This window comes from Pseudomonas sp. Marseille-Q5117 (assembly GCF_946901175.1).
Taxonomy (GTDB): Bacteria; Pseudomonadota; Gammaproteobacteria; order Pseudomonadales; family Pseudomonadaceae; genus Aquipseudomonas; species Aquipseudomonas iranensis.
This window is the reverse complement of the sequence record NZ_CAMPPP010000006.1, coordinates 39,155-57,095: the sequence shown is the minus strand read 5'-3', so window position 1 is coordinate 57,095 and position 17,941 is coordinate 39,155. Positions and strand designations below refer to the sequence as shown.

17 protein-coding genes are annotated in these 17,941 nt (G+C 61.3%); 5 read left to right on the top strand and 12 right to left on the bottom strand.

The genetic code is table 11. The annotated features are described in order from the left end of the window. Nucleotides 1-453: 453 nt before the first annotated feature. From ccoP to ccoN, 4 genes are read right to left on the bottom strand one after another with little or no spacing between them, the layout of a single operon-like run. Nucleotides 454-1,407: a cytochrome-c oxidase, cbb3-type subunit III gene (gene ccoP, locus OC605_RS11820; RefSeq protein WP_186565724.1), complete on the bottom strand. Its 954-nt coding sequence runs from the start codon at nt 1,405-1,407 to the stop codon at nt 454-456. Next, on the bottom strand, nt 1,404-1,601 hold the full coding sequence (locus OC605_RS11815; protein WP_262137288.1) for a cbb3-type cytochrome oxidase subunit 3: 198 nt from the start codon (nt 1,599-1,601) through the stop codon (nt 1,404-1,406). Before OC605_RS11815 ends, ccoP begins: the two co-directional genes overlap by 4 nt. 3 nt (nt 1,602-1,604) lie before the next feature. Further along, nucleotides 1,605-2,213, bottom strand: a complete 609-nt coding sequence (ccoO, locus tag OC605_RS11810; RefSeq protein ID WP_003223389.1) for a cytochrome-c oxidase, cbb3-type subunit II — start codon at nt 2,211-2,213, stop codon at nt 1,605-1,607. A 10-nt stretch (nt 2,214-2,223) separates the two neighbouring features. Continuing rightward, the gene (gene ccoN, locus OC605_RS11805; RefSeq protein ID WP_024012337.1) at nt 2,224-3,648 is read right to left on the bottom strand and encodes a cytochrome-c oxidase, cbb3-type subunit I; all 1,425 of its coding nucleotides are present in this window, start codon (nt 3,646-3,648) and stop codon (nt 2,224-2,226) included. A 92-nt stretch (nt 3,649-3,740) separates the two neighbouring features. Between ccoN and OC605_RS11800 the strand changes: the two genes are divergently transcribed. Together OC605_RS11800 and OC605_RS11795 are read left to right on the top strand one after the other, a co-directional pair. Continuing rightward, nucleotides 3,741-4,421: an alpha/beta family hydrolase gene (locus OC605_RS11800; protein ID WP_262137286.1), complete on the top strand. Its 681-nt coding sequence runs from the start codon at nt 3,741-3,743 to the stop codon at nt 4,419-4,421. A 1,034-nt stretch (nt 4,422-5,455) separates the two neighbouring features. Next, nucleotides 5,456-5,809, top strand: a complete 354-nt coding sequence (locus OC605_RS11795; protein ID WP_016773880.1) for a DUF6124 family protein — start codon at nt 5,456-5,458, stop codon at nt 5,807-5,809. A gap of 274 nt (nt 5,810-6,083) precedes the next feature. Here OC605_RS11795 and OC605_RS11790 read toward each other — a convergent pair whose 3' ends face one another. From OC605_RS11790 to inhA, 3 genes are all read right to left on the bottom strand, one after another. Continuing rightward, nucleotides 6,084-7,649 carry a methyl-accepting chemotaxis protein gene (locus OC605_RS11790; RefSeq protein WP_262137283.1) on the bottom strand — a complete coding sequence of 522 codons (1,566 nt, stop codon included), beginning with the start codon at nt 7,647-7,649 and terminating at the stop codon, nt 6,084-6,086. A gap of 102 nt (nt 7,650-7,751) precedes the next feature. After that, nucleotides 7,752-8,543, bottom strand: coding sequence for a CPBP family intramembrane glutamic endopeptidase (locus OC605_RS11785; protein WP_122881583.1), 792 nt, complete (start codon nt 8,541-8,543; stop codon nt 7,752-7,754). Nucleotides 8,544-8,752: 209 nt separating this feature from the next. Beyond that, nucleotides 8,753-9,439, bottom strand: a complete 687-nt coding sequence (gene inhA / locus OC605_RS11775) for an isonitrile hydratase (protein WP_262137280.1) — start codon at nt 9,437-9,439, stop codon at nt 8,753-8,755. A gap of 89 nt (nt 9,440-9,528) precedes the next feature. Here inhA and OC605_RS11770 point away from each other — a divergent pair, with 89 nt between their 5' ends. Then, a complete protein-coding gene (locus tag OC605_RS11770) occupies nt 9,529-10,512 on the top strand; it encodes a GlxA family transcriptional regulator (protein WP_262137279.1) in 984 nt (327 codons plus the stop codon). Here the strand turns inward: OC605_RS11770 and OC605_RS11765 are convergent. Further along, a complete protein-coding gene (locus OC605_RS11765) occupies nt 10,481-11,368 on the bottom strand; it encodes an alpha/beta fold hydrolase (protein ID WP_262137277.1) in 888 nt (295 codons plus the stop codon). The genes OC605_RS11770 and OC605_RS11765 overlap by 32 nt on opposite strands. A 90-nt stretch (nt 11,369-11,458) precedes the next feature. Here OC605_RS11765 and OC605_RS11760 point away from each other — a divergent pair, with 90 nt between their 5' ends. Then, nucleotides 11,459-12,091 (top strand): hypothetical protein, encoded by a 633-nt coding sequence (locus OC605_RS11760; RefSeq protein ID WP_262137274.1) that lies wholly within the window; start codon nt 11,459-11,461, stop codon nt 12,089-12,091. Here OC605_RS11760 and OC605_RS11755 read toward each other — a convergent pair. The 4 genes from OC605_RS11755 to OC605_RS11740 form a co-directional block, all read right to left on the bottom strand. Then, nucleotides 12,063-12,452, bottom strand: a complete 390-nt coding sequence (locus tag OC605_RS11755; protein WP_262137272.1) for a hypothetical protein — start codon at nt 12,450-12,452, stop codon at nt 12,063-12,065. The two genes, OC605_RS11760 and OC605_RS11755, sit on opposite strands and share 29 nt — an antisense overlap. Nucleotides 12,453-12,762: 310 nt before the next feature. Further along, nucleotides 12,763-14,589, bottom strand: a complete 1,827-nt coding sequence (locus OC605_RS11750; RefSeq protein ID WP_262137270.1) for a glycoside hydrolase family 15 protein — start codon at nt 14,587-14,589, stop codon at nt 12,763-12,765. Next, entirely contained in the window at nt 14,582-15,382 is an 801-nt protein-coding gene (locus tag OC605_RS11745) for an SDR family oxidoreductase (protein WP_262137268.1), read from the bottom strand. The genes OC605_RS11750 and OC605_RS11745 overlap by 8 nt, the downstream gene beginning before the upstream one ends. 89 nt (nt 15,383-15,471) lie before the next feature. Further along, nucleotides 15,472-16,476, bottom strand: coding sequence for a family 2 encapsulin nanocompartment cargo protein terpene cyclase (locus OC605_RS11740; protein WP_186565704.1), 1,005 nt, complete (start codon nt 16,474-16,476; stop codon nt 15,472-15,474). 244 nt (nt 16,477-16,720) lie between these two features. Here OC605_RS11740 and OC605_RS11735 point away from each other — a divergent pair, with 244 nt between their 5' ends. Continuing rightward, on the top strand, nt 16,721-17,893 hold the full coding sequence (locus OC605_RS11735) for an MFS transporter (protein ID WP_262137264.1): 1,173 nt from the start codon (nt 16,721-16,723) through the stop codon (nt 17,891-17,893). Nucleotides 17,894-17,941 lie beyond the last annotated feature (48 nt).

The window sequence follows — 17,941 nt, the reverse complement described above, 5'->3', positions numbered from 1 at the left end:
ATAGGGATAAAATCGGCCGCAAGTATGTATAAAGCAGGGGGTCATTGCAACGCGCCATGACCTGGGTCAATGCTTTCCAACGCTGATGCTGCGGCCTTTCCATACGCCGCGTAGGGTCAAAAATGGCCTCTGACAAAATGTCGCCGTGAGTGAAAAAAACGCCGGGTCCGGATCGCCGTCAACGATGCCCGCTGACAGGTCTTGATCGGGTTTCACAAGGCAATCGGCGTAACAGCCGTTAACTGCCTGCCTTTGCGGCAAATCCATCGGCCGGTTTATCGGACGCATCGCTTGAGAGTCATCGGAAACCGTCACGCACCGGTCCGCTTTCGAACAAGCGTAGACCCGAATCAGGCGAACCGAAAGGTGAGGTGGCAAGGGGTGCGACAATGCGTCGCAAGGGGGCGGGAAACTGCCGCGACGAAAAAGTCGCGGCAGTTGTGTACGCAAGATTTATTTGGCTGTGTCTTCAGTTGCCAGTTTTTCTGTATTCAAACTGTTGCTCAAGCTGTACACATAAGCGGCAAGCAATTGCACTTTATCGTTGCCCAGCAATTCATTCTGCGCGGGCATGTGCCCTTGGCGACCATGGCGAATGGTCTGCTCAAGCTGGGTCAGGCTGGTGCCATAAATGAAGCCGGCCGGATGAGTCAGGTTTGGCGCGCCCATCGCCGCAGTGCCTTGGCCGGTGGCGCCATGACAGGCGACGCAAGTGGTGCTGAACGCCTGCTGCCCGGCTTGCAGATCCGCCTTGCTGTCGGCAGGTAGCGGCAGGCCGGCCAGTTCGTGGCGCACATACGCGGCAACGTTTTTCACTCCAGCCTCACCGAGCACTTCGCCCCAGGCCGGCATCGCCGCCATCCGCCCACCCATGATGGTGGTCTTGATCGTCTCGGCATCGCCGCCCCAGCGCCAGTCGCTGTCAGCAAGGTTAGGGAAGCCGAACGCGCCCTTGGCATCCGAGCCGTGGCACACCGAGCAATTGGAGGCGAACAGACGACCACCCATTTTCAGCGCCTGCGGATCCTTGGCCACTTCTTCCAGGGGCATCGCCGCGAATTTGGCGAAGATCGGACCGAACCGGGCGTCGGCCTTGTTCATTTCCTTTTCCCATTCGTGCACGCCGGTCCAGCCATCCTCATAGCCGGGCAGGATGCCTTTCCAGTTGCCCAGGCCCGGATACAGAATCAGATAGCCCACCGAGAACACCAACGTGCCGGCGAACAGCATGAACCACCACTGCGGCAGCGGATTGTCGTATTCCTCGATGCCGTCGAAGCTGTGGCCCATGGTCTGGTCGACGCTGCCCTTGGTCTCGCCCCGGCGGGTGCCGATCAGCAGCCAGGTCAGGCCGATCAGGCTGCCAATGGTCAGTACGCAGATCCACGTACTCCAGAAGGTGGTCATGGCCGGGTACTCCTTGTTTCAGGGGCTGAAATTGTTTCGGGTGGTGGTTCGTCGGCGAACGGCAGCAGGCGTGCCTCGGCGAATTCCGGGGTGCGCTTGCGGTTGAACACCCACAAGGTCAAACCGACGAAGGCGACGAACACCACGACCGTGCCGAGGCCGCGGATCAGGCCTGCACTCATTTCAATGACCATGGCTCACCTCTTGCTCTTGATCGCAGTGCCGAGCACTTGCAGATAGGAAACGAGGGCGTCCATTTCGGTCTTGCCCTTGAGGCTGGCGACCGCGCCGCTGATGTCGTCGTCGGTGTACGGCACGCCGAGGGTGCGCATGGTTTTCAGCTTGGTTTCGGTGTGGCTGCTGTCGACCGCTTGGGTGACCAGCCACGGATAGGCCGGCATCTTTGATTCCGGCACGACGTTGCGCGGGTTGTACAAGTGCGCGCGGTGCCAGTCATCCGAATAGCGCGCGCCGACCCTTGCGAGGTCCGGACCGGTACGTTTCGAACCCCACAGGAACGGGTGATCCCAAACGCTTTCGCCCGCCACCGAGTAGTGCCCGTAGCGTTCGGTTTCGGCGCGGAACGGGCGGATCATCTGCGAGTGGCAACCGACGCAGCCTTCGCGGATGTAGATGTCGCGGCCTTCCAGTTGCAGCGCGGTGTAGGGCTTCATGCCTTCCACCGGTTTGTTGGTGACGTCCTGGAAGAACAGCGGGACGATCTGGGTCAGGCCGCCGATGCTCACGGCGAACACCATCAGCAGCATCAGCAGGCCGACGTTCTTTTCAATCGTTTCATGTTTCATGGCGGACTCCTCAGGCCATCTGCGCGGCAGCGACGACATCAGCAGGCTGCGAGGCCCGCACGGTGCGCCAGGTGTTGTAAGCCATCAGCAACATGCCGCTTAAGAAAATCGCCCCGCCGATCAGCCGCACGACAAAGCCCGGATGGCTGGCCACCAGGGTTTCGACGAAGGAATAGGTCAGCGTGCCGTCCTCGTTCACTGCGCGCCACATCAGGCCCTGGGCGATGCCGTTGACCCACATCGAGGCGATGTAGAGCACGGTGCCGATGGTCGCCAGCCAGAAGTGCGCATTGATCAGGCCGACGCTGTGCATCTGCGCCTTGCCGAAGATTTTCGGGATCATGTGGTACAGCGCGCCGATCGAGATCATCGCCACCCAGCCGAGGGCGCCGGCGTGAACGTGGCCGATGGTCCAGTCGGTGTAGTGGGAGAGGGCGTTTACCGTCTTGATGGCCATCATCGGGCCTTCGAAGGTCGACATGCCGTAGAACGCCAGCGACACCACGAGGAAACGCAGGATCGGGTCGCTGCGCAACTTATGCCACGCGCCCGAGAGGGTCATCATGCCGTTGATCATGCCGCCCCAGCTCGGTGCCAGCAGGATCAGCGACATCACCATGCCCAGCGATTGCGCCCAGTCCGGCAGCGCGGTGTAGTGCAGGTGGTGCGGGCCGGCCCAGATGTACAGGGTGATCAAGGCCCAGAAGTGCACGATCGACAGGCGATACGAATACACCGGACGCTCGGCCTGTTTCGGCACGAAGTAATACATCATGCCGAGGAAGCCGGCGGTGAGGAAAAAGCCTACGGCGTTGTGGCCGTACCACCACTGCACCATGGCGTCGGTTGCACCGGCGTACACCGAGTAGGACTTGGTGAAACTCACCGGCAACTCGAGGTTGTTGACGATGTGCAGGATCGCCACGGTGATGATGAACGCGCCGAAGAACCAGTTGCCCACATAGATGTGTTTGGTTTTGCGCTGCATGATCGTGCCGAAGAACACGATCGCGTAGGCGACCCAGACGATGGTGATCAGGATGTCGATCGGCCATTCCAGCTCGGCGTACTCCTTGGAACTGGTGTAACCCAGCGGCAGGCTGATCGCCGCCAGCAGGATCACCAGTTGCCAGCCCCAGAAGCAGAACGCGGCGATTTGCGGCGCGAACAATTGCGTCTGGCAGGTGCGTTGCACCGAATAAAAAGAACTGGCGAACAGCGCGCAGCCACCAAAGGCGAAGATTACCGCGTTGGTGTGCAGCGGGCGCAGACGGCCGAAACTGGTCCAGGGCAAATTGAAGTTGAGTTCCGGCCAGACCAATTGCGCCGCGAGAAAAACCCCGAGGCCCATGCCGACGATGCCCCACACCACCGTCATAATGGCGAATTGGCGGACCACCTTGTAGTTGTAGGCGGTACTGATAGAAGTGTTCATGGTTCCCCATCCACGGTTCAGCCGAAGTGAGCGCGCGCAAACGACGCGAATCCTTCGCCTGGAGTTATAGGCAGACTAAAAGCGAGGCAAGCATGGACAAACAGCACAAGGCCAGTATTGACGGGGATCAATGGGCGCAGTGTGTGCTCGATCATGGATGGTTGTGGGATGCCGCTGTTGGTGAGGCTTCGGCAACGCTGATTCTGGCGCACGGGGCGGGGGCGCCGATGGATAGCGAGTGGATGAACGACATGGCTGGGCGCCTTGCCGGGCTTGGGGTCAACGTGTTGCGGTTTGAGTTTCCGTATATGGCGCAGCGGCGGGTGGATGGGGTGAAGCGGCCGCCGAATCCTGCTGGCAAGTTGCAGGAATGTTGGCGGGAGGTGTTTGCGCTTGTGCGGCGTCATGTCGCTGGGGTTTTGGCTGTTGGCGGCAAGTCGATGGGCGGGCGGATGGCGAGTCTGGTGGCGGATGAGTTGGGGGTGGATGCGTTGGTGTGTCTGGGGTATCCGTTTTATGCGGTGGGGAAGCCGGAGAAGCCGCGGGTTGAGCATTTGGCTGGTTTGAAGACGCGGACGTTGATTGTGCAGGGGGAGCGGGATGCTCTGGGGAATCGCGAGGCGGTTGAGGCCTACACGTTGTCACCGAGTATTGAGGTGATGTGGCTGGCGGCAGGGGATCATGATTTGAAGCCGCTGAAGGTTTCCGGGTTTACCCATGAACAGCATTTGGCCAGCGCCGCGCAGAAAGTATCCGAGTTTCTCAAGGGTTAACCGAGATTCTGTTTTCCATGGAGATCGGCTCCCTTTCCCCCTCGCCCCCTTGGGGGAGAGGGTTGGGGTGAGGGGGGGTAGCTGTTGATCTTGCTCTTGGGGGCATATCCGTTGCTGCGGTAACGGCTGCTTAGGGTTCCGCCCTTACGGCGGGTCACCTTTTTCAAACGCCAAAAAGGTAACCCAAAAGGCTTGCTCCTACGTTCGGCCCTCGCAGGCTCGGGTTCCTTCGCTCCGGGACTGATCCGGGCGCAGCGGCTCCGGTTTGCTTCGCTGCACCTCCTTGCGCTGTGTCTGGCTGCGCCAGACGGTCGCTACGCTCCCACCCCCGGATCAATCCCTCCACTCAGCCTTCCGACGTCGCCGGTGGATCAAGATCAAGAGCACTCGAGCTAACGCTCATTGTTGAGTGGGGCGGCTTTGCCGCGGGCAGCTGCGCTGCTTTGCTTTTGCTTTTGTGGGAGCGAGCCTGCTCGCGAAGGCGGCCTGACAGCCGACCAATCTCTACCTTTTGGACCAAATCCCTGTGGGAGCTGGCTTGCCAGCGATGGCGACCTCCAAGCCGACCAATCCCTCACTGACGTACTCGGTCCAAATGTGGGAGCGAGCCTGCTCGCGAAAGCTCCCTTCCAGACGACATCAACCCACCTGCCTGTCAGAGGCAATCCCTGCACTTAAACATCATCAAATAGCCACGTTTAAACTACACGACCCGTTACGCCATCCAGGCTACAACTCCTTGCGCCATTGCCTACGCCTACGCCAGAATCCGCCGGCTTACGCGCCATGAGGTTGGCTATATCGTTTCTCGGTCACTGACAAAAAGCAGTGATCGGGTTTGGTAGCCCGTCTCTAAGCGTCATGACGCCATATGCAGTCTCTGTAGAGACTCGATTTATGGTGGCCATGCGTGGGGCTCCTTCGGGAGCGCCGGGTTTCCTGCTTAGACCGGTCTACCAACCTGCGTATGGTCGCCACCCTCGTTTGGTAGCGAGAGTGATGACTCCTTATTTTTCTAAGTAGGAGCTTCATCTATGTTCAAAGTAACCCCCAACCCGCCACCCTCCCACGACCGCGCACTCGACCCGCAAAAAATCCAGGAAGCCACCGACCGCGCCCTCGATTACTACCTCAAACCCGAAGATCTGGCCGCTCCACCAAGCTCTCCAAAATATCGCCCGATCTATGTCGTGGACCCCACGCTGGATGACGAAACCCTGTTGGTTGAGGCCTGCGAGTCGCTTTCATACGCGCATGCCATGGCCGGTAACATCGCCAACTCAATAGGCGGCCCGGAGCGCAAACCGCTGCTGGCGCTGCAACAGGTGATCATGCTCAATGAACTGTTGGTCAATCGGTTACTGGACAAACTGAAGCTGCCTCAATAAGTTCGCTGGCTTTTATGGCCTCTTCGCGAGCAGGCTCGCTCCCACAGGGGAATGGTGTCGGGCACATAATCTGTGATCACCACAGATCCAGTGTAGGAGTGAGCCTGTTCGCGATGGCGGTCTTCGAGCCGACCAATTCCTCACGGATGTACCTCATCCAATGTGGGAGCGAGCCTGCTCGCGAAAGCGCTCTACCGGACACCGTCATTTTCAGCAGGTAACAAAAAACCCGGAAGGCTCACGCCATCCGGGTTTTTTCATTCCAGCCATCCAATCAGCGGTTAAACCGCGCCACCAACGAATACTGGGTGTTGGCCGTCTTCGTCAGCTCTTCACTCAACAATGCCGAGTTATGCGCTTGCTCGGACGTCTGATCCGCCAACTCCGAGATATTGCTGATGTTACGGCTGATCTCTTCAGCCACGGCACTTTGCTCTTCGGTCGCGGCGGCGATCTGGGTGGTCATGTCGGTGATGTTGGCCACTGCTTCGCTGATGCCGACCAGTGCCTGATCCGCTTCCAGGACCCGCGCCACGCCTTCTTCGGCCTGGCGATGGCCGGCTTCCATGGTCTGCACGGCGCTGGAGGCGGTCTGTTGCAACTTGGCGATCAGGGCATGGATCTGCCCGGTGGATTCGCTGGTGCGTTGCGCCAGTTGGCGGACTTCGTCAGCCACGACCGCAAAACCACGACCCATTTCGCCGGCACGTGCCGCTTCGATCGCAGCGTTGAGGGCGAGGAGGTTGGTCTGGTCGGCGATGCCTTTGATCACGTCGACCACACCGCCGATTTCGTCGCTGTCCTTGGCCAGTTGCGTTACGGTCAGGCCGGTTTCGCCGACGACTACCGACAAACGCTGAATCGCTTCGCGGGTTTCCCCGGCGATGTCGCGGCCGCGGCCGGTCAGGCGGTTGGCTTCCTGGGTGGCGTCAGCGGTGCGCTGTACGTGGCTGGCGACTTCCTGGGTGGTGGCAGCCATCTGGTTGACGGCGGTGGCGACCTGTTCGGTTTCCACGCGCTGACGTTCCAGGCCGGTCGAGCTGTTGTGCGCCAGGGCGTCGGACTGCTTGGCCTGATCGGTCAGGTGTTCGGCGGTGTCCTGCAGGCGGGTCAGGCAGGTTTTCAGGCGTGCTTCCTGGCTGAGGATCGACATTTCCAGGCGCGCCTGGGCGCCACGGCTGTCGGTGTACATCTGCGCGATCAGCGGGTCGGAGGTGGTCTGCTCGGCCAGGCGGAGCAGGCGCTTGAGCCCGCGTTGCTGCCACTGCAGGCCCATCAGGCCCAACGGCACCGAAAGACCGGCGGCGAGGGCGAAGCCCCAATGCGAGTTCAGCGTCGCGCCGATCATGAAGCTCAGCTGGCTGACCAGAATGAACGGCAGCCAGTCCTGCAGGAGCGGCAGCCATTTGTCCGTCGAAGGAATCGCCGACTTGCCCTGGTTGATGCGTTGGTAGAGCGCTTCGGCGCGGCGGATCTGTTCGGCGGTGGGCTTGACGCGCACCGACTCGTAACCGATCACCTGATTGCCTTCGAACACCGGTGTTACATAGGCGTTAACCCAATAGTGGTCACCGGATTTGCAGCGATTCTTGACGATGCCCATCCATGGCAAGCCTTGTTTCAATGTGCCCCACATGTGCGTGAACACCGCCGACGGCACGTCAGGGTGGCGGACCAGATTGTGCGGTGCACGGATCAGTTCCTCCCGCGAAAACCCGCTGATCTCGACAAAGTCGTCGTTGCAGTAGGTGATCACGCCCTTGGCATCGGTGGTGGAAATCAACCGTTGCTGAGCTGGAAAGGTCCGCTCGCGTTGTGTAATGGGCTGGTTGTTACGCATGGTTTTTCAATCCGCAAGGCTTTGAATGGTTGTCGGCGCCGACAGGTTTTTATTGAAGTTTTTTTTCAGATTTAAGTACGCCGTCGCAAAACCGCGCTTGCGTCAACTGGCCAGCATCGGATAGGTGAACAGGCCGAAGTGCAACAGGTTCAGGCCGAAATGGGTGGCGATCGCCGCGCCCAGTCCGCCGAAACGGTAGGCCAGACCATAGCCGACCCCGGCCAGTCCCGCCAGCAACACCCAGGTCCAGCCAGCACCGGCATGCACCAGACCAAATAGCAGCGAGGCCAACAGCAGCGCGAGGTTGTCGCCGTAGGGCAGGTGCTTGAAGCGACGGCTCAGCCCGCCCTGTATATAGCCGCGAAACAGCGCTTCCTCGACCAGCGTCACCAGCAGCAGATTGTTCAGCACCCACAGCCAGGCCTGATCCGGCCACTTCGGCGCCCAGGCGATTACGCCGAGCAACAATGCGCCGCCAAGGGCGAGAATCGCACACAGCGTCAGGGCGAGGGCGGTGGCATAGACCGTCAGGCGCAACGAACGCCGCGCGACGATCCACGGACAAACCAGCAGCAACCAGAAGCCCACCAGCGGTTTGTCGAGATTGAGGTACATCGCGAACGGCACCGCGTTGTCAGTGAAACGTTGCGGATTGATCACCCGGCCGTTGGCGAAGCCCGGCAGCCAGTGCATCGCCAGTGCCACGGCCAGAACGATGAACAGGCCATGGCCGAGCCAACGCGCGACCGGCACCTCTTGCTGACGCACGGCGAATGCGGCGAACAGCAAAAGCCCCACGGAGATCAATGCCAGCCAACCGAGCTGGCCGTAGCTCAGGGCCAATCCGTAACCGAGGCCGAGCAGCGCGAGATAAAGCCAGGGCAGCGCCTTCATCGAAAGTCCTTGTGCGAGATTTCTGGAAGGGGCTTTCTACACGGGCGAGGGAGGTGGGACAAGTGAAGGTGTGGCAGTCATGCCCGACACAAATCAAATGTGGGAGCGAGCCTGCTCGCGAAAGCGGTTTTCCAGATGACGTCACTGGCGACTGACACTCCGCTTTCGCGAGCAGGCTCGCTCCCACAGGTTTTGCATTCGGCTGAAGATCAGCGCAGGCCCAGTTTGGCCGCCGCGCGTTCGGTAATCTCCGTACGCAACTTCAACGACGGCGCCGCGCGCAACCGCGCTTCATCGACCACCGCGCTCGGCGCCACGTCCGGGCTCCCAGCGTTGAACGGCGGTGCCGGGGCATATTCCAGTTGCAACTGCACCAGTTGCGCCGTATCGGCACCGACCAGTTCCGCCGCCAGCACCAAGGCGAAATCGATGCCAGCGGTAATTCCGCCACCGGTAAACAGATTGCCGTCGCGTACCACCCGATCCTTCACCGCAACCGCGCCCAGGGTCGGCAGCAACTGGTGATAAGCCCAGTGCGTGGTCGCGCGCTTGCCCCGCAGCAGCCCCGCCGCGCCGAGCACCAGCGAGCCGGTGCACACCGAGGTCACGTATCGTGCCTGCGCGGCCTGGCGTTTGATGAAATCCAGCGTCTGCTGATCTTCCATCAGCGGCCCGACGCCACTGCCGCCGGGCACGCAGATCACGTCCAGATCCGGGCAATCCTCAAAGGTCGTAGTCGGTTTCAGCAGCAGGCCGGTGCTGGACGTCACCGGCATCAGGTCCTTCCAGATCAGGTGCACCTGCACGCCGGGCAACGAGGCGAGCACGTCGTAAGGGCCGGTGAGGTCGAGTTGCTGGACCTGCGGGAATAATAGAAAACCGATCTGCAGCGTCATCGTTGTGGCTCCGTTGAAAGAAGTGGACGACTTCACTGTAGGCGCGTAGGTTCTGGCGCATACGCCAATCACCCCACGAATTACGCCAAATGCCTAAAGCCATTCACGTTCTCGCGTTCGCCAACATGCAGATCCTTGATGTCACCGGACCGCTGCAGGTGTTCGCCTCGGCCAACGATCTGGCCCGCCAGCGCGGCTTGCCGACGCCCTATGCGCCGAGCGTGATTGCCAGCGGTGGCGGGGCGGTGATGTCGTCGGCGGGCCTGGCGGTGCTGGCCGAACCGTTGCCGCAAACGCCCAGCGATACCTTGATCATCGCCGGTGGTTGGGGCATTTATCCGGCATCGGAAGATCTGCCACTGGTCGACTGGGTTCGCAAGCATGCGCACGGCTGCCGGCGCGTGGCTTCGGTGTGCACCGGGGCCTTTCTGCTCGCGGCCAGCGGCTGGCTCGATGGTCGCCGCGTGGTCACCCACTGGACGCGCTGCGAGCAACTCGCCGCGCAACATCCGAATCTGCAGGTGGAAGCCAATCCGATTTTCATCAACGACGGCCCGGTGTGGACCTCGGCCGGGGTCACGGCCGGCATCGATCTGGCGCTGGCCATGGTCGAAGAAGACCTCGGCCGCGATATCGCCCTCGACGTCGCCCGGCACCTGGTCGTCTTCCTGAAACGCCCGGGCGGGCAGTCGCAATTCAGCGTGACGCTGTCGCTGCAACAACCGGGCAACCGCTTCGATGAACTGCACGCCTGGATCGCCGAAAACCTGACCTGCGACCTCGGCGTCCCGACCCTCGCCGAGCAGGCCGGCATGAGCGAACGCAGCTTCATCCGCCACTACCGCGCCGACACCGGCCAGACCCCGGCGCGGGCGATCGAATTGATCCGCGTCGAAACCGCCCGCCGACTGCTCAGCGATACCGGTTTGCCGGTGAAACGCATCGCCGCCAATTGCGGCTTTGGCAGCGAAGAGACGTTGCGGCGCAGTTTTCTCCGTGCCATTGGCGTGACACCGCAGGCTTATCGCGAGCGGTTTTCGGTCAGCGTTGCAACAGATCCAGTATCGCCTTGAGGGTTTCCTGCGGCGCTTCTTCGGGAATGTTGTGGCCGACACCCGCCAGCACGCGCCGCTCATAGACGCCGCTGAAATGTTCGGCATCTTCATCAATCAGCGAAGGCGGGCCGACGCCATCATCGCCACCGCACAGCGAAATGCTCGGCACGCTGATCACCGGCTGTGTGGCCAGCGCTTCCTCCATCCACTCCAGGGCTGGATCGCCCGGGGCGTAGCCGAAGCGATGCCGATAGGAATGAATCACCACGTCGACGAAATCAGGATTATCAAAAGCGCCAGCGGTCAGCGGGTAGCGTTCATCCTTTCGCGCCCATGTCGGCGACCACAGCCGCCAAAGCAACTGACACAACTCCCGGCGATTCTGCTTAAGTCCCTCGACGCCACGCGGCGTGTGGAAGTAGTACTGATACCAGAGCCGATGCTCGTCTTCGGGGTCCAACGGCTGGTTCGCATGGGCGATGTCCTGCACGAGGTAGCCGTCGCCGCTGACCAGCCCGCGCACTCGCGCCGGAAACAACGCCGCGACAATACACGCCGCCCGACCGCCCCAGTCATACCCGCAAAGCGTGGCCTGTTCGATGCCCAGCGCATCCATCAGATCGAGCAAGTCCTGCGCCATCGCAGCTTGCTGGCCGGAGCGCAGGGTTTGCGCACTGTTGAACCGGGTCGCCCCGTAACCGCGCAAGTACGGCACGATGACGCGGTAGCCTCGCGCGGCCAGCGCCGGGGCGACTTCGTCGAAGGCGCGCGGGGAATAGGGGAAGCCGTGGAGCAGAATCACCGGGGCGCCGTTGTTCGGGCCATGCTGTTCGTAGGCAATGGTCAGAAAAGGCGTAAGGACTGACTGAATCATGACTGTCAACTCCGTGCAAACGTCTTCCAAACCCTAGACCATCGGATAGACTGCGCAGCTCATTCTGTCGACTGGCTTCAAGGACGATACATGTCACTCAAAACGCTGCTTGTTATGTTGGGACTTGTCGTGATGCTGACCGGTTGCGCATCGCCGCCACCGGCATTGCCGGACACCCCGCAGCGCCGTGAACTGATGGAGCGCATGTTTGCCAAGTCGACGATCATGCTGTCCTTCAAGGAGTTGGACGCACGGTCCGCCGCCGTGCCGGGCGAACCGCAACGCCAGCTCAGCGCCGATGAGGCATTGGCCAGACACAAGAAACAAATGAATGTCGACCTGCCGGCGGCGTACTGGGAGCAGCGCCGGGTAAACCTCGCGCAACTTATCGATGCCAGAGCAAAAGGTGAAGCCTTCGGTCTGGCGGCATACAAGCAAAAGTACTTCGAGCAATTGTCCCAGGCGCCGACGCCAATGCTCGCGGCGCTGGCCAATGCGCCGAGGATGGACGCGCTGGCAGAGTTTCCATTGGTGCTGCCCAATGATCATCAGCTCAGTTACTTCTACCTGATGACCGTTGCGGATGAAACGTTTTGGGAAATCGAGCAGTTCTACCAGCACATGGCCGATCTGGACGCACAGTATGGCGTCTGTGCCCTGTACCCGGATTGCTACCGCCCGGACTTCCGCACGGCTAAGCCTCAAGCTCCGCGATCTGATTGAAATACTTCGTCCGATCCGGCGTAAACGTCACCTTCATCTTCGTCCGTGAGCACGTCAGCGAACGCTCCTGCGCCAGATCGATATCCAGATCTTCGCCACGCAGTCCCTGCCACTGCGCCAGATATTTCAGCGATCCGTATTTCTCGTTTTTCTTCAGGCTGCGACTGACGCCGCCCTTCCAGCCAAGCACCGGCAATTCACCGGCCAGGCAGCGCTGAGCCAGTTCGGGAAAGCGTTCGGCGCGCTGGCGGCCGATTTCCCAGCATTTGATCAGGCCTTTGTCGGCGCTTTCCCAGAGCTGGGTGCGGGTCAGCCCGGTGCGAAGAGGGGAGGCGATGCTGCGCTGGACGTGGTGAGGCATTCCGGTTCCTTGAATTCGGGGGTGGTTGGACAGCTCCGCTGTGCCCGTTGCGTTGGATGGTAGGTGTGGATGTAACGGCTGGCAACAAGGTATTTCGGGGTGTAAGCGCAGGTTACGGGAAGCGTTCCAACGTGACGTGAGTGGTTTTTGTAGGCGCGTTTTTTACACAGACTGTCGCCAGACGTAACCGCCGCACAGGTTTCAAGGTGGGTAGGGGCCTGATCCGGTTGTCTGGCGAGCAGGCCTGTGGTGGAAAAAAACCGTGCGCACAGAGATCGGTCTTACAAGCGCTGACGAAAAGTAGTCAGCGCTATGGCTGCCAGGAACTCTTCTCGCCACTCAATTTTCGATCAAGAAAACTCGCCGCACTGATCAACGCCAGATGCGTCAGCGCCTGCGGCGTGTTGCCCAGATGCCGGCCGTGGCTGTCGAACTCTTCGGCGTATAGCCCAAGCGGGTTGGCATATCGCAGCAATTGCTCGAACTCCAGATGGGCTTTTTCCACCTGGCCGGCGCGGGCCAGGCATTCGACATACCAGAACGAGCACGCGGCGAATGCGCCTTCGGTGCCGCTGAGGCCATCGATGTTGGCGTCCTCGTTGCGATAGCGATAGACCATGCCGTCGCGCACCAGGGTTTTTTCGATCGCTTCCAGAGTCGACAGCCAGCGCGGATCCTTGGCGCTGACGAAACGCACCAGCGGCATCAGCAGCATCGAGCCGTCCAGCGCGGTGCCGCCCTTGTACTGAACGAAATGCCCGCGTTCCTCATCCCAGAAGTTGTCCCAGATGTCGGTGTAGATCGCTTGCCGGGTCTGATCCCAACGGGCGAACGGTGCCGGCAACGAACGCTTGGAGGCCAGACGGATCGCCCGGTCCAGCGCCACCCAGCACATCAGCCGCGAGTGCAGGAAGTGATGAGTCTCACCGCGCATTTCCCAGATGCCGACATCCTCGGTCTGCCAGTTCTCACAGACCTGATCTACCACCTCGCCGACGTGCCGCCAGCCTTCGTGGGAAATCGCGTCGCCGTACTTGTTGACCAGATACACCGCGTCCATCAGCTCGCCGAAGATGTCCAGCTGGATCTGCTCGTAAGCGCCATTGCCGATGCGCACCGGTTGCGCGCCGCCGTGACCGGACAGGTGCGTGAGTTCGGTTTCCGGCAATTCCTGCTGGCCGTCGATGGCATAAAGGATGTTGAGTTTCATCGGTTTGCCGCAGCAATCGCTGACCCGACCACGCAGCCATTGCATGTAGTGGTTGGCCTCATCGACAAAGCCCAGGCGCATGAACGCATACACGGTGAACGAGGCATCGCGGATCCACGTGTAGCGGTAATCCCAATTGCGCTCGCCTCCAGGCGTTTCAGGCAGGCCGAAAGTGGCAGCGGCGAGGATTGCACCTTGGCGACGCGAGGTCAGCAGTTTCAGGGCGAGGGCGGAACGGTTGACCATTTCCCGCCAGCGCCCGCGATAGTTGGATTGGCCGATCCAGCCACGCCAGTATTTAAGGGTGCGCTGCATGCACAATTCGGCGGCGCCTTCGGCAAAGCGTGGGTCGTCGCTGCCGCCGAGCATGAATGCGGCGCTTTCATTGTGCTTGAGGGTGAATTGCGCGACGGCCGCTTGCGCGTCGATCTGCAGTGCCTGATCTGAAGCCAGGCGTATCGACGGCTGTCCAGCGGCGTGGAACGTCACGTCCTTTGCGTCCATCTCTGCCCGGGTGTCGGCGCGGCCGTAGTCGTGGCGCACCGCGCAACGCAGGTTGAACGTCGCCGAGCCGCTGACCACGCGCACCCGGCGCATCAGCAGGGGCAGGGCGTCGACATCGTCACCGATGGGCAACAGATCGGTGATTTCCACCACCGCGTGTTCGCTCAGCCAACGGGTCTGCAAGACGTTGGTGTCGGGCAGATAAATCTGTTCCCGGCGCGCATCCGGCAAGTCCGGCGCGAGCTGGAAAATCCCTGCTTCAGGGGTATCGAGCAGCGAGCAGAAGATCGTCGGGCTGTCGAACTCCGGCCAGCAGAAAAAATCCACGCTGCCCTTGTCGTTAACCAGTGCGGCGCTGCGCATGTCGCCGATGATGCCGTGGGCACCGATGGGACTTTGTTGTTCCATTTCAGGCTCAGCCATTGCCGCGAAACTCCGGATAGAGGCTCATCCCGCCATCGATGAACAGGGTCGTGCCGACGATGTAATCGGACAGGTCGCAAGCAAGGAAAACCACTGCGTTGGCAACATCCTCGACATCGCCAATGCGTCCGTAGGGAATCAGCTCAAGAAGTTTGTCGCCGGCCGCGCCTTCAGTGGCTTCGGTGTTGATGGCCGTACTGATTGCACCGGGCGCGATGCTGTTGATACGGATGCGCTGGTGGCTGACTTCCTGAGCGAGGCTCTGCATCAACTGATCGACGCCGCCCTTGGACGCCGCGTAATTGACATGCCCGGCCCATGGAATGCGCTGGTGCACCGAACTCATGTGAATGATCTTGCCCGCCGCGCGCGACACGCCTTCGCGCACCCCCTGACGCTGGAAAATCCGTAACGCCGCCCGCGCGCAGAGGAACTGCCCGGTGAGGTTGACGCCGATCACCGTGTTCCAGTCGTCGAGGGTCATGTCCACGGCAGCGGCGTCCTTTTGCAGGCCGGAATTGGCCACCAGAATGTCCAGCGAGCCAAAGGCTTCGACGGTCTCGGCGAACAGCCGCTCGACATCTTCTTCCTTTGAAACATCCGCGCCGATGGCGAGGGCCTTGCCGCCTTCGGCGTTGATCTGTGCAGCCAGTTCTTCGGCGGGTTCGGCGCTGCTGTTGTAGTTGATCACGACCGCAGCGCCGGCCGCAGCGAGTGCTTTGGCGGCGGCATGGCCGATGCCGGAGCTGGCACCCGTGACCAGCGCCACCTGATGAGCGAGGGAAATCTGCATGACGATTCGCGCCTTGGTTCCAGAGACTTAAGTAGCTGACTGATGGCCCGTGGCGAGAGTTCATCTGCAACCATGAAAAGTTGGCAGCTTCAGACCTGATAGCGGCCACTGCTGCGATGCCATTCGACGTTGCCGGCCAGCCAGCTCTTGAGTCCGCGCAGGTAGCGTTGGAGTAGCTGCGAGGCGTGCGGCAATACCGCCCGTTCTGCCGCCTCATACAGATGCATGATGTCATCGTGAACGGCAGCACTTTGCGCCATGGCCTGCGCGGGGGAGCAGCCCTGTTCTTGGATCAGCAGCAAAGGCAGGTTGAAATCGCCGATACCGGCCTGCTGTTCCTTCAGCGCGGAAAACAGATCATTGGCAATGATCGTGGCGCTGGCGGCCAGCGCCGTGACGCGCCTCACCTCAGGTGCGCTGTATTCATTGGCGGGCAATTCATACCCGCCGATGATGTCGATCAGCGACAGGCACGGCAGAAAACTGTTGACCTGACGTTGAGCCAGATATTCCCAGAGCGCGGGCGTGAACCCTTCGATACGCCAGGCCGCTTCGGCGGTCATGGTGACGAACATGGCAATGATTTCATGGCGAACGCGGGCAACCTGCGCCGCGGTCGCGAAAGTCTCGACCCGCCTCAGATAGGCACGCAGCGCGACCAGCACCGGATCGCCGCTCAAGGCCTGCTCGAGCTCAGGGCGGAACCGTGCGCTCAGGTAAACCGGTTCCAGCGCCGCCAGCGCCAGGGAAAGGCGCGGCCCGACCATTCTGGGTTCGGACCCGGTTCGCTCATCGTCGCAGTAGTAGTCGTCCACGGCGAACAATGCGGCGAAACATTGCGCCGCGAGCAACAGCCGATCGGGCTCATCGGTGTCGGTATGACACAGCATGGCGAAGCGCCCGAAACCCATGGCGCGGACCTTGTCGTGCCGACCCGGGAAAATCCCCACCTGCTCGATCCACGGCATCAGCCGATCATCCACCTCGTCTGCCAGCGCGGCGTTGTTGCGAAAGGGCGCCAGGCCATACAGAGCGGGGACGGCCCAGGGCACTTTTTCCGCTTCGGGTGAGACGAACATTGACGATTTGTCCATGGCGAGACTCCTGAGTGCGTTTGCAGGGTTCACGGTGACACATGAAGATCCAAGGCCTCATCAAAGCGCAAAAGGCAAGGGACCACACCTGTCAGGTCTGACAGGTCAGCGTGGGTTTTCGACCAATGGTCATCGTCGTTCAGCGCTGGAAAGATCAGTGGCCTTCACAGACCGCTAACAATTGCGCGCTTCCACGGCATTCAAGGCTATGGCAACTTGGCCGCTCCTGATGAGGCTGCAACCGATGGCAAATCCCTACCGCGAATTGTTCTCCGCCCCCGGTGCCCGTGCGTTTGTACTGGCCGGGATGCTGGCGCGCATGCCGATTTCCATGACCGGCATCGGCCTGATCACCATGCTTGCGCAGTTGAACGGCGGATATGCGCTGGCGGGTGCGGTGGCGGCAACGTTTGCTTTGGCCACGGCGTTTTGCGCGCCGCAGGTATCGCGGCTGGTGGACCGTTATGGGCAGGGGCGGGTGCTGCCAATCGCAGCGCTGACCGGTGGCGGCGGGTTATTGATGTTGCTGCTGTGCACGCGTTTGCAGGCGCCGGACTGGACGTTGTTCGTCTTCGCCGCGCTTGCCGGGTGCATGCCGAGCATGTCGGCGATGGTGCGGGCGCGCTGGACCGAGATCTATCGTGGCCAGCCGCAATTGCAGACGGCGTATGCGCTGGAGTCGGTGCTCGACGAAGTGTGTTTTATCGTCGGGCCGCCGCTGTCGGTGGGCTTGTCGGTCGCGGTGTTTCCCGAGGCCGGGCCGCTGGCGGCGCTGCTGGCCCTGGCCATCGGCGTGACGGCGTTTGTCGCCCAGCGCAGCACCGAACCACCGGTGCACGCGCAGGAGTCGCAGCATCAGGGCTCGATCATTCGCTCGACTGACGTGCAATGGCTGCTGGCGTTGATGCTGGCGATGGGCGTGATCGTCGGGGTCATCGATGTGGTCAGCGTCGCTTTCGCTCAACATCAGGGCCAGCCGGCAGCGGCGAGTATTGTTTTGTCGGTATACGCGATCGGCTCATGCCTGGCCGGCATCGCCTTCGGTGCGATGCGTTCGAAACTGCCGTTGCCGCGCCTGTTTCTCTACGGCGGCGTGGCGACGGCGGTGACCACGCTGCCGCTGCTTTTGGCGAGCAACATCCTTGGCTTGTCGATCGCGGTATTTATCGCCGGGCTGTTCTTTTCACCGACGTTGATTGTGGCGATGGCGTTGATCGAACGCATCGTGCCTCCGGCCAAACTGACCGAAGGCCTGACCTGGCTGGTGACCGGGCTGAGCATCGGCGTGGCAATCGGCGCCGCCGGTTCCGGCGCGCTGGTGGATGCGTTCGGCGCGCGTAGCGGCTTCTGGCTGGCGATTGCGGCGGGGGCGGTGGTGCTGATTTCAGCGTTCCAAAGTTTCCGTCACTTGAAATGAAATTCCACTGTGGGAGCGAGCCTGCTCGCGAAGGCGGTGTGTCAGTAA